The sequence below is a fragment of the Blautia caccae genome, from assembly GCF_040095955.1.
Taxonomy (GTDB): Bacteria; Bacillota; Clostridia; order Lachnospirales; family Lachnospiraceae; genus Blautia; species Blautia celeris.
Map to the genome: position 1 here is coordinate 191,895 of NZ_JBBMFP010000006.1, position 12,339 is coordinate 204,233.

Genomic DNA, 12,339 nt, shown 5'->3' on the forward strand with positions numbered 1-12,339 from the left:
CTATTTTACCCCATAAAGAGAAAAAAGAAAAGTAAGACTATCTGCTTTTTTTGAAACTGCTGCCGAAAACCTTTTCCTGCTGCTTCATAACCAGACGGTACATGAAAAGCAGCAGCACACCTGCAAATACCCAGGCAACCGGACTTGCCAGGCAGGCAAGCAGGTAGCTCCTGTTCAGCCCTGCCGCCAGAGCCACGATACCGCGGCCAAAAAGCTCCGCCACGCCTGCCATCATGGGCAGTATACCATATCCCATGCCCTGAATGCCGTTTCGGTATACATTTACAATATTCAGGGCAATGAAAAACAGGGAGGCGCATTTCAGGTAGATATCCACCTGCCCCATCAGTGTCTGCACATCGCTTGACACAAAGAGATAGGTCAGGTACTTTCCAAAGAAAGCGGTCAGAAGTCCAAACACCAGGGAGTAAACCACACCCATCCAGGTAGATGCCCGGAAGCCCATACGGATCCTGTCAATTCTGCCTGCACCCATGTTCTGGGCACAGTAGGTTGCCATGGTGGTTCCCAAAGCCACATAAGCCTGTGTGGCAATCTGCTCCACCTTGCTGGCCGCTGTAAAGGCAGCTACAGCCATGGAGCCCAGCATATTCAGCGCGGACTGCACCATCATAGTACCAATGGCGGTGATGGAAAACTGGAGCGCCATGGGAATGCCGATTCCCACCTGCATCTTCACAATATGGGCTGACAGACGAAAATCCTCCTTCTGAAGCCGCAGTTCCGGCATTTTCTTCGCTATATACACCAAGCAGAGAACACCGGAAACACCCTGGGAGATCACAGTGGCATAGGCCGCACCCGCTGCTCCCCAATGAAATACAATGATAAACAGCAGGTCCAGCACCACATTCAGCAGTGCCGACAAGATCAGAAAATACAGCGGCACCTGGCTGTTTCCCAGCGCCCTCAAGACACTTGCCAGCAGATTATACAGCACCGTGGCAAATATACCGCCGCAGATGATCATAATATACCGGTACGCATCACCGAAAATATCCTCCGGAGTATGCATAAATTCCAGCAGCCCATGCATTCCCAGCATACTCACCAGAGTCATGACAATAGTAACGATCAGGGACAGCACGGCTGCCGACCCCACGGTCCGTCTCATATTCTTCATATCCCCCGCACCGTATCTCTGGGCAGTCAGTACCGTAAATCCCGCGGTCAGTCCCAGCATAAAGCCTATGATCAAAAAGTTAATGGTACCCACACTACCCACTGCTGCCAGTGCTTTTGTACCCACGAATTTTCCTACGATGATGGTGTCCACCATACTGTAAAACTGCTGAAAAATATTTCCGATAAATACCGGAATTGTAAATCCTACAATCGCTTTTGCCGGGCTGCCGGCCGTCATATCTTTCTGCATGCCTCTCCTCATTCTCTCTGTAAACAATGTGTCCGCCGGCAGGCAAAAAGGCGCAGGTTCTGCCTTCTTCCTGCCATCAAGTCATTTTTTCACGAAAAAGGAAGGTGCCAGCGGGCACCCTCCGTCTTTTTGTTACCGGGCTATTATAATGCAAACATTTCTATCCTGCAATACCCTAATTTTATTTTTTCAGAAAAATGTTTTGAATACTTTTTTCACATAGTCCATGTAGCCGGCCTTCTCTACTTTTTCACTAAAAAGCAGATTCACACTGCCTATTTTCTTCCCGTTCAGATAATAATCCGCGGTCCCGGCTTTACTGCCTTTCTTCACCGGGGCATCTGTGCTCTTCTTCAGGTTAATTTTCTTCTGCACATTATCAAGAGCCTCCCCTTTTGTATCCAGATAACGGAAATCCCCTTCATAGGATACAGACGCCTTATCCTGAATGGCTCCCTTCACCGGAACCTTCGGCAGGCTGTCTTTGTTTTCATCCACATAAAGGTTACAGGCGCCAAAACCCAGATTCAGCATCGCCGCAGCATCTTTAAACCGTACTTTATAGTCAGGTGCTGTCATCACCACGCTTATCAGAGTGATCCCGTTTCTCTTTGCCACCTCGGAGACGCAGTATTTTGCCAGGCTGGTACTCCCTGTCTTTAAGCCCACACAGCCGTCATAGCTTCGCAGCAGCTTGTTTGTATTGGTAAGGCCGAACTCACTGCTCCCCTTTGCCGTGTTATGGGTGATATTTTCCATCCAGATAGAGGAAAAATCCAGAACCTTGGGATATTTTGTCACCAGCTCCCTGGACATAAGGGCTACGTCATATGCGGTGGTATAATGGTTGGTGGACTCCGTCAGTCCGCAGCAGTCCTCAAAATGAGTTCCTGTCATGTTAAGTCCTGCTGCCCTCTCATTCATACGTTTGACAAACTCCGCTTCGCTTCCGGCTATATGTTCCGCCATGGCGACGCTGGCATCATTTCCGGAGGCAATGACAATACACTTGATCATGGTCTCCACTGTCTGCTTCTCGCCCTCCTCCAGATAGACCTGGGAACCGCCCATGGACTTAGCGTAGGCACTTGTAGTCACTTCATCCTCCATATGTAGGGTGCCCTTGGCAATCTCGTCAAATATCAGCACCAGGGTCATGATTTTCGTAATACTTGCCGGGTAGACCTTGGTGTCTTTGTCCTTCTCGTAGATTATGGTCCCTGTGGAAGCCTCCATCAGAACCCCATGAGGTGCGGTGATCAAATCCTCCCCCTCCGCGTGCACCGTAACCGGCAGGGCTATATTGACAATAAGGGAAAATAAGACCAGAAAAACAGATGCTTTCCGAAACATACCGCTCTCCCGTAGAAATGCTCTTATAGAATTGTATTACACCGGGATAAAAAATAGAATACGGAAAGCCTCTTTCTCATTATCGCTGCTATCTTCAGGGTCGAGTAGATGAAGTTACTCATTGTAATCAAGCATGTAATCTGATACAATAATCAAGATTGTTGGATTTGGCAGGGATATTATACTCCTCAACAAATGATGGAAGAACAGGACGGATTATATGTATAATATAAAACTCTTTAAGGGATATGAAGGAAAAGACTTTATCGGTATGTCTCCTGAAGAAGTAGTCAAGAATATGCCTAACTTTGAGGAAACTTATTTTCTTGGAGAAAATGATGAAATCAGGCGGGACATGTCACGGGACTTTATCGCATATTACGATGAGGATAATAAATCTTGTATAGCAATACAGTTTGTAAACACTGAAATAGATGTTTGCTTAAACGACATGCAGCTTATGGGAATACCAGAAAAAAATCTCATTAGTGAATTGAAAAAGCTATTTCCTTCTGAAGAAATAATCACTGATGGCGAAAATTATGTGCTTGTCGAAAAATCGTTAAGCATTTTTGTAACTGAAGCAGCAGTCGGCGGAGTTTTGGTAGGTCAGAAGGATTATTTTGATTTTATAAAAGAAGAATTGGTCGAACCTGGGCCATCCAGATTGCAACCCATATCGAGCAGTTCGCAAAAAAATAAATTGAAATAACGTGAAAGGAAGTGTAAGGGGCAAAGTTGCTCTTATTAACAGTTGGATTTACTATGACATGCCTCCCTGAACGATGAAAATTCAGAGAATTTTACGGTGAAAATCCATCTTATGCATTTAATTAGCATATATTTTTATGTGGATTCCATCGGAAAGCATTGGGATTTTTTTAATCAACCAAAATATTTTCGCAACTGCTCGATGTGGGTTGCAATATGTGATCTGAATTTTTATAATGGCATAAATATCCCCCTTTGGGCAATCAAATGTAACGCTTCTTACCAAAAGGGGATATTTTTTAGAAATAAATCATCTTATATTATCTGTGTGTTCTTTAAAACATATAAATTATTACAATCTATATTTGTATTTTGACTTATTCCTCCTGAAAAGGACTGTTACAAAAATTATAAGTATAATAACCACTGCTGCTATTATCATATAAAGTCCAATCGACTGTGGCTTTTTCCCAATATCTATTACTGCTGCCCCACCGCCTTGTCCAATCGCATCTGGAACATTTGCTGCCGCTTGCATTACACTTTTAAAATCATATGCCTGAAATCCATCTGGATCTGAAGGCTCAAGTTCTTCATCTGCATACATATTACTCCGCGTTTTACTGCTGTCAGTTATCATTGCAGCAGCCGATGTACGCGCTGGAATAACATACAAAATTTTCTCATTATCAAGAGCTATGAATAACGGCTGCCTAATAGGAGCCACACCTCCAACTAAAAGAAATTTATATTCATCCATTCCAATTTCATTTTTTTCTAAAGATGCATTTAGTTGTTCTTCTAATGTTAAATTCCCCGGCTCATATACATATACCCCCTCTACTCCCCATGGCCCAGTTTGATGCCCATTTTCATCTCGCTCCCTTGTAACACAAGCTTCATATAAAATATCATCAGCACGAATAGAAACAATCCACATATATGGGCTTTGGCTTAAAGCATTCATCACTTCATCATAATCAATAATCTTATCCTCAATTAAAGGTGTATCTAAGTATTCCTTAACCGCATTATCAATATCAACATCATCAATTGTAATTTGTCGTCCTCCTGATGATGTCGTTGGGCCATTATTTACAAATTGAACAATTTGACTTTCAAGATTATATATTGAATCATAATCCTCTGAATCCTTAAGTTTTTCTATTGGACCCGCCATGACATCTTGAACTATAAATAGCATTGAAATCAATAACCCCAGTACAATAATTCTACTCTTCCTTTTCATTGTTACTCCTCCTAATCAATAGTAATGGAATTTTGATAGTATCCTGTTCCAGATTGATAAGAAACCGCACCGCTCATTTTATAACCATCATACCAAAGATCTGTCTTAGTACATCCTTTTGCTGGGTCTAGAATGTTAACTTTAGCCGTATTTTTATTTAAACCACGAACTACTAAATAGTGCCCATTAAGTTGGCTTGATGTATTGTTCCAATTGACATAGATTACATACGGATCGTTTTGATCATTAATTTCTTTGTCTATTTGCGATATTCCAAGTTGTCTTTGAACCGTAGCTGATTTATTTGTAATGTATTCAATTGATTTTTTTACACCTGTATGGGTCCCACCCCAGTTAACGTTTAGTATATATATGTGTTGGACAATTTGTGTTTGAGTTATACTTGAACTAGGATTTTTATATTTACCTACCATTTGAGCAGAAGCTGCCCAACACCAATTACCCTTTTCTTGTTGCTTCCTACTTACAGATAAAACTGTAGTTACAACTGAACCTGAAGAATTAAATGTGTATTTTGCTTTTCCTATTGTTCTTGTACAATTACTTATCATTGCTCCAGAAGTTTCTAAATAATACCATTTTCCACTATTTTTTAACCACCCAGTTAACATCGAACCACTATCTGGTGAAGTTTCTTTTAAATAATACCACTCCCCTCCTATTTGTTGCCACCCTGTAAGCATAGAACCACTATCAGGCGAAGTTGTCTTCAAATAATACCACTTTCCACCAATTTGTTGCCAACCTGTTAGCATAAGTCCCATATCCGGCGAACTTGCTTTCAGATAATACCATTTTCCTCCCAGTTGTTGCCAACCCGTAAGCATAGAACCACTATCCGGTGAATTAACTTTGAGATAGTACCATTTTCCTCCTAAATCTATCCAACCAGTCTTCATCCAACCAGATCCATCAAAATAATACCATTTGCCACTGATATATTCCCAACCATTTTTTGTATATGTACCATCGTTATGTTTGTACCACCAGCGACCATCTGCTGCCTGTATCCATTTTCCTGGTACCGTTGTCGCTCTCAGGTACTCGGCCATTTCATAAGGCTCCTCTTCGCCATCAATACCAATGCACGTATCCTTATCATCTACGTCGTCAGTTTCCGTCTCCAGAAGATAATCATCAATTTTTTCATTCTTATCAGGCTCTTCATTTTTGCCCGGTTCTTCTGGCTTGATTACTGGTTCTTCTGGCTTATCAGGCTTATTTTCATCAGGAGAAATATCAGGAGTCTCTACCTCATTTGGTACGGACGGTTCCTGTATATCTGGATTATTTTCTGTTTGATTTTCACCATTGTCAACTGTTGTTTCATCTTCTTTTTTTTCTTGTTGTGTGGGCGATGTTACCTGAGATTCTGATGCATGTACCATCGTTCCCCCAAACATTGTGGCAAACATGCATGTTGATACACATAGGGCTACAAATCTTTTTCTCATAGAACTTACCTCTTTCTTACTTTTATATGGTAGCGCAACAAATTATAAATACAATTATACTAGTTGATCCATATTTGTGCAACAAAAGACGTTCGACACGATTCGACCTATATAAAAAGGGACTGTTTTTGACTATAATGACTTAGTTGTCAAGACAAAATTTCTAACATTTTTTAATGAACCGATACAGATGGTCGGATGATGGTGGGGATGAGGATCTGGTTAGTGGTTCTATAAGCTACAGTTATTGTATCATGCTATCCTGTCATCTTGTAGGTGGTGGATGGCTTTCAGGCAACTCCTCAGTGTGAAGACAAGGATGCGGATGTCACCCTGGAGGTCGCCAAGTGTGTCAGCCAGGGTATCCTGGAGGTCGGACAGGGTGCTTTCCATATTCTCAAAGGACTCAATGGCTGATTCATAACCTTCTGTCAGTTCATTTTGAATGTTGTTGTCATGGTTCATTTGATAGGCACAAAGAATCAGGGGCAGCAGGACAGGTGTACCCCGGGGTGTTTACATTATCTTTAAAGGCGGCGCTGTCCCAGAACCTCCTAGGTGATGTATCCACAGATCAGGACAATTTTTCAAATCACCGAACCAGAAACTCTATGCGATTTTACTCCTTCATATTATTACAATTCTCATTCCATAATTCTGTAAATTCATGCTCATACATTTTAAATAATGGTGTGTCTTTTCCATTAATTTTGAGTAATGGATCATCTTGTGAATTATATGTATACATATATGGCGTTACCATCATTTTATTATCGGCTCTATCAATATAGCTCAGTATCATTCCTTTAGTAACCTTTACATACTGCAATTTTCCTTTATAGTTATTCTTTTTCGCCTTTTTTTGCAATGAAATATATAGTTGTTCATTCGTTCTTATGTCACTTCTTACACTATCATAGTTATGAGCCAATATAATAAGACCTAAACAATATCCCATTATATCTACATTTCGTTTGGCACTTTTAAGAAAATTAATTTGTTCTTCCTGTAGCACTCTTCCGGTCGTAGAGTAAAAATCAACCACCCCAGCTTCTCTACTATGCTTAATCAGTGGATTAAAATCCACCAATGCATTGATCATTTTTTCAGTTGGCTCTCCGCCAAGCACTCCCCATATAAAATTTACTACCACTAATGTTAAAAGAATAAATGAAACATTTAACCTGAATGATAATTCATTCCTTAGCGGTTAAAACCGCATAGTTACTTGTATTTTTGACATTTTACGCTTTCATCTAATGGGTGAAAAAATTTCATAGAAAAAGAACTTCAAGTTTGTTAAAATTTAGGTGCCTAAGCCAAATAAAAACAAAGGAGAAGTTCTTAATGACTATTTTAAACAACACTGCATTAGAAAGCAATACGTATCTGAAAATAAATTTTGACGGAGGTGATTTATCCTCCGATGCAGGTTTACTTCTGATTAAAGAATTTGTCTGCAAACTTGGTTTCGTAAAACTGTTAAAATCAGAATTCAAAACCACGGATGGTGCATCTGTCCGCTTCCACAAGGATGATGAAAATTTCTGGCAGGTAATCTACCAAATCCTTGGAACTTACTTTGAAGATGACTGTGCCGATGAACTAACCAATGATCCGGTGCTAACAGCAATTCTGTCAAAAGATGCACTTGCTTCACAACCGACTCTTTCAAGGCTTTTCAATCGCATGGATGAGAATACCCTAAATCAGTTTTACAACTTGATGCATCGTTTCTGAAAAGTAGTTTATTCTATAAAGAGACCGGAAATGCTTCTTCTGGATTTGGATTCCACGCTTTTGAATACTTATGGTCATCAGGAGGGTGAAGGGTTTAACTTTCATTATCAAAACCATGGTTATCACCCGCTGGTCTGCTATGATGGAATCACTGGTGATCTTTTAAAAATCGAACTCCGAAACGGAACCGATTAATCCTCTGCCGGAGTAATGGATTTTCCTCACCCGTTGTTGGATGAATTCGGTACTGATTATCCGGATATTCCGCTCCTTCTAAGGGGTGACAGCGGATTTACTAAACCGGAGCTTTATCATCAGTGTGAAGCCAATGGTGTATCTTATGCCATTCGATTAAAAGAAAATGGTAAACTGCGTGAGCTTGCTTCTGATATTGATGAGGAGCTCACGGAACAAACAAGAGATGACATGGTTTCCTATGCAGTCTGCTATGGTGAATTTTTATATCAGGCAAACTCATGGGAATATCCGCGCCGTGTTGTGTGCAAGGTTGAAAAGCCAATGGAACAGCTCGTCCACATGCACACATTCATTGTGACCAATATGGATTCTGAACCAGAAAAAGTAATCAGGTTCTACTGTAAACGTGGAAGCATGGAAAACTTTATCAAAGAAAGTAAAAACGGATTTGATTTTGCTGCTGTGAGCAGTTCTTCAAAGCTTGTGAATGCGAACCGACTCCAAATCCATGCATTTGCATACAACATATTTAATTGGTTTAAACGACTGGCACTTTCTGCATCGATGAGAAAACAGCAGATTGATACCATCCGTTTGAAACTGCTGAAAATAGCCGCCAAGGTGGTGCATTCAGCAAGATATATAACATTCAAGCTTTGTAGCAACTGCCCCTACAAAAATGAATTCTTTGAAACATTGGAAAACATCCGGAGTCTGCAGCTAAAGCTGGAATAGCAGTAACCATGAACCTTGACAGCAAACCATGTGATTTGAATTAATATAGGGGTAGTCTGCCCTTTTTTAGATGAAATTCCATGCACATATCATGCTAATTGGTTCAAAAATTTAAAATACGAATTATAGGATGAGGATTATGACCTCATGAATAATTCAGGCTCAATATTTATACTAGAATCAATAATAACATTCAAACATGCAAGCGAAAGGTATGGATTATAATGGCTCAAAAGTTAAAACAAAGCGATGATATCTCTATAGGTGATAACCTTAGAAAATTAAGAAATGAAGCAAATATGACACAGGAACAAATTGTCTCACAGCTTCAGCTACGAAATTTTTCTATTTCCCGGAGCGTCTACTCTCAAATGGAATCCGGTACATACAATATCAGGATCAGTGAATTGATTGCTTTAGCTGAAATACTGCACACCGATTACAACACCATATTTAAGCGGCTTGATTACAATAAGTAGCCCACTGGATGTTTATAAAATCATTCTCAACTAAAAATGTAAAAAATAAGGCATACCAAGTATTTTGTCAATACCTGATATGCCTTTTATAGTGTCTTGATCCTCTTTAAACGGCTCTTATAGCCACAATATCACTATGTATGCAAATCTCGAATGCTCAAACAAATCCGCCACAACGCCCAATAAGAGCCTTGTAATCAACTTGTCTCCATCAGAACCCCATGAGGTGCGGTGATCAAATCCTCCCCCTCCGCGTGCACCGTAACCGGCAGGGCTATATTGACAATAAGGAAAAATAAGACCAGAAAAACAGATGCTTTCCGAAACATACCGCTCTCCCGTAGAAATGCTCTTATAGAATTGTATTACACCGGGATAAAAAATAGAATACGGAAAGCCTCTTTCTCATTATCGCTGCTATCTTCAGGAAATCCATGTAAAATTCAGCTTGTATGTCCCTGCTCCCTCCTTAAAAGAAGCTTTACAGTCATCATATCCATTTGCCCCAAGACCGGAACTCCATTTTTTAGCTGAAAAAGTAAAACTATTTTTTCTGTTTCTTACTGTCCTTATTTTAATCAATATTCCCTCTGGAAAATATGAACCATCTTCACTTAACAGCCCTTGTTCCATCAAATCCTCCTCCGCTACAAGAATCACATTCGGATTCGGACACTTCACAGTTCCCGGGCTGCCGATACTGTCTTTTTGCCAGGTCTCAAGAAGTGGCTCAAGCAAATACCGGATTGCCTCTTTTTCACTGTCAGAAAGATTTCTCACCTGAGTCAAGTCCAGGGCCATAACCCGCATTCCATCGTTTAGGGCGGAATCTCTGCCATAAATCTCCTCTATTATATCCAGATACAAACCTATGTAATCATTCCCCTGTTCCAGAACATGAATTTCCTGCGCACCACTGATCAGCAAGGGATAACGCTCCATAACCGTACTGCCTTCCTGAATTGACAATCGAATATACATTCCGGGTTTCAGTGTATCTGCTTTTATTTCTTGTTTATTTTGACTATATATTTTGACATTTTTTATTTCTGCTTCCATGAGTCCTTCGTTCACATCTCCCTCGTGCAATAAAAGAATCGAAGTATCACGGACTTCTATAATCTTTCCGGTAATTGTATTCTCATCCTCTTCCTCTCCTTGGTAATACCCATTCCGTTTTTGTTCGCTGGCAGATAAAAATAATATGCATAATAGCAGCAGACTCCCCAATATAACAAATATTTTTCCTGTTTTCCTTACTCTCATTTAACAATTCCCCCTTTTTCAACAGTAAAATGCTCTATGCTAATATAACTGTGTCAATCAAAGACCGAAATGTTGCATCATCTTCTCTTCTCGTTTTATTTATATAAGGCGGCTTATAAAAAGCGCCTTAAAATGCAAAGTCAAATTTTCAATCCCATGCACTTTTTATTTGATGGAGATGAGATAGATGATATATTATTTTCTAAAGTAGACATGCATAGAGCCACATGATACAATAACAAATAAAAAGCCTGGAGAAGGACATGTAATTATTATTTTCTAAAACAGCAGAGAGGAATCCTATGATTTATGAACTAAAAAAAGAGCGATTTGGCAGTATAAAAGATATAGTCCACAAACAATGGGACAATATCGAAATAATGGCTGTATTAAGCGGTATAAATACGGGATGGGTGTTTGTAGATTCATTGGAAACCCCCGCCACTGCACTTTTATGGTCTAAAGGAATTGAAGGGTTTTATTTTATTGGCAATCCAGATAATCATACATTCAATGCCGAAATAATAGAATTTATTATTAATCACCTGAGATTCCGTATAATACAAAGCGGACTGAATCATTTTGAATTTAGCGGCGATTGTATTATGTGGGATTCCGTGCTGGAAAAAATCTTTAATTTCAAAGAACTAATCAAATCCAGACAATGCGTCTATCAGTTAGATTTTGACAAATGGAAATACCATAAAACAAACGGGCTGTGTAAAGATACTGATATACGAAAAATAGATTTGAATTTAATACAATCAGCAGAGATACTTAATCCGGAATTTGTTGAATCAGAGATTTTGCGCTGGTGGGATTCATTAGATTATTTTTTTGAACAGGCTTTTGGATTTTGTGTTATAGAAAATAAAGAGATTGTAAGTTATTGTATCACCAATTTTGTATATCAGAATACTTATACCATAGGAATTGAAACCTTAGAACATCACAGAAGAAGAGGGTTTTCACAAATGGCTACAGAATCATTTGTTTCTAAATTATTAGAAGATGGCTGCGAGCCTTATTGGGATTGTATGTTTACTAATACCGCTTCAAGGTCACTGGCAGAAAAACTGGGATTTTATCTGGACCATACATATTCATTATACAGACTCCCCTTATGATCCTAGAGAAGGCAATCTGGAATCCTTTTCCTGATAAAATCTAACCGAAAATCTGCCCGTGCTGATATATACCTTACTATATATACTATCAGGAAATAGTGAAACAATGTTTACATAGACTTCATACTAATACATATGGTATAATACATACACTATAAAGCAGGGAGGTTAATACAATGACCGTTGATGAAAAGCTTGACTTGTTGCTGCAAAAAGTAACCGCTGCAGACTCACATCTTGAGAGAATTGAAGAGAAGATGTCCAGCATGGATGATCAGGTAACAGACATAAGACTCCATCTTGAAAATGTAAGTGACAAAAACATATCCCTTCTCGCAGAAAATTACAGTAATCTTGTCAAAAAACTCAATGCTAACAACAGTATTACTGACCAGCAAATAGCCTATCAAATTAAAGTCAATTATCTGATGGAAGACGTTGAAAAGCTCAAAAAAGAAATTGCCGAACTGAAAAACAAAATAGCATAATGTCCATATAAGTGTGAAGCCCGCTGAATTATCATGGCTTTGCACTTTTTTTATTTACGTGGAATCCTCCCTCCGTTTCCCACGAGGCACTGTGATCAAATCTCTGCCATAAATCTTCTCCC

12 protein-coding genes and 1 pseudogene are annotated in these 12,339 nt (G+C 39.6%); 5 read left to right on the plus strand and 8 right to left on the minus strand.

Annotated elements, in window-relative coordinates:
• Window positions 1–37: 37 nt before the first annotated feature.
• A complete protein-coding gene (locus WMO65_RS08870) occupies window positions 38–1,396 on the minus strand; it encodes an MATE family efflux transporter (RefSeq protein WP_033141792.1) in 1,359 nt (452 codons plus the stop codon).
• A gap of 189 nt (window positions 1,397–1,585) precedes the next feature.
• The gene (locus WMO65_RS08875) at window positions 1,586–2,749 is read right to left on the minus strand and encodes a D-alanyl-D-alanine carboxypeptidase family protein (RefSeq protein WP_033141793.1); all 1,164 of its coding nucleotides are present in this window, start codon (window positions 2,747–2,749) and stop codon (window positions 1,586–1,588) included.
• Between the two features lie 220 nt (window positions 2,750–2,969).
• On the opposite strand from WMO65_RS08875, the gene WMO65_RS08880 reads away from it, so the two are divergent.
• Window positions 2,970–3,461, plus strand: coding sequence for a hypothetical protein (locus WMO65_RS08880; protein ID WP_148392737.1), 492 nt, complete (start codon window positions 2,970–2,972; stop codon window positions 3,459–3,461).
• Between the two features lie 351 nt (window positions 3,462–3,812).
• On the opposite strand, the gene WMO65_RS08885 is transcribed toward WMO65_RS08880, so the two are convergent.
• The 4 genes from WMO65_RS08885 to WMO65_RS08900 form a co-directional block, all read right to left on the minus strand.
• On the minus strand, window positions 3,813–4,709 hold the full coding sequence (locus tag WMO65_RS08885; protein ID WP_148392738.1) for a hypothetical protein: 897 nt from the start codon (window positions 4,707–4,709) through the stop codon (window positions 3,813–3,815).
• 11 nt (window positions 4,710–4,720) lie between these two features.
• A complete protein-coding gene (locus tag WMO65_RS08890) occupies window positions 4,721–6,184 on the minus strand; it encodes a papain-like cysteine protease family protein (protein ID WP_148392739.1) in 1,464 nt (487 codons plus the stop codon).
• A gap of 252 nt (window positions 6,185–6,436) precedes the next feature.
• Entirely contained in the window at window positions 6,437–6,649 is a 213-nt protein-coding gene (locus WMO65_RS08895) for a hypothetical protein (RefSeq protein WP_148392740.1), read from the minus strand.
• 154 nt (window positions 6,650–6,803) lie between these two features.
• Entirely contained in the window at window positions 6,804–7,286 is a 483-nt protein-coding gene (locus tag WMO65_RS08900) for a hypothetical protein (RefSeq protein ID WP_148392741.1), read from the minus strand.
• 245 nt (window positions 7,287–7,531) lie between these two features.
• Between WMO65_RS08900 and WMO65_RS08905 the strand changes: the two are divergent.
• Window positions 7,532–8,857: pseudogene (locus WMO65_RS08905) on the plus strand (IS1380 family transposase).
• A gap of 224 nt (window positions 8,858–9,081) precedes the next feature.
• A complete protein-coding gene (locus WMO65_RS08910) occupies window positions 9,082–9,336 on the plus strand; it encodes a helix-turn-helix domain-containing protein (RefSeq protein WP_148392742.1) in 255 nt (84 codons plus the stop codon).
• Between the two features lie 197 nt (window positions 9,337–9,533).
• Here WMO65_RS08910 and WMO65_RS08915 read toward each other — a convergent pair whose 3' ends face one another.
• Window positions 9,534–9,665 (minus strand): hypothetical protein, encoded by a 132-nt coding sequence (locus tag WMO65_RS08915; protein WP_256157745.1) that lies wholly within the window; start codon window positions 9,663–9,665, stop codon window positions 9,534–9,536.
• A gap of 94 nt (window positions 9,666–9,759) precedes the next feature.
• Window positions 9,760–10,203 carry a hypothetical protein gene (locus tag WMO65_RS08920; RefSeq protein ID WP_148392743.1) on the minus strand — a complete coding sequence of 148 codons (444 nt, stop codon included), beginning with the start codon at window positions 10,201–10,203 and terminating at the stop codon, window positions 9,760–9,762.
• A 701-nt stretch (window positions 10,204–10,904) separates the two neighbouring features.
• Here WMO65_RS08920 and WMO65_RS08925 point away from each other — a divergent pair.
• Entirely contained in the window at window positions 10,905–11,729 is an 825-nt protein-coding gene (locus tag WMO65_RS08925) for a GNAT family N-acetyltransferase (protein WP_148392744.1), read from the plus strand.
• Between the two features lie 176 nt (window positions 11,730–11,905).
• Window positions 11,906–12,217, plus strand: a complete 312-nt coding sequence (locus WMO65_RS08930) for a hypothetical protein (protein WP_052099523.1) — start codon at window positions 11,906–11,908, stop codon at window positions 12,215–12,217.
• Window positions 12,218–12,339: the final 122 nt, after the last annotated feature.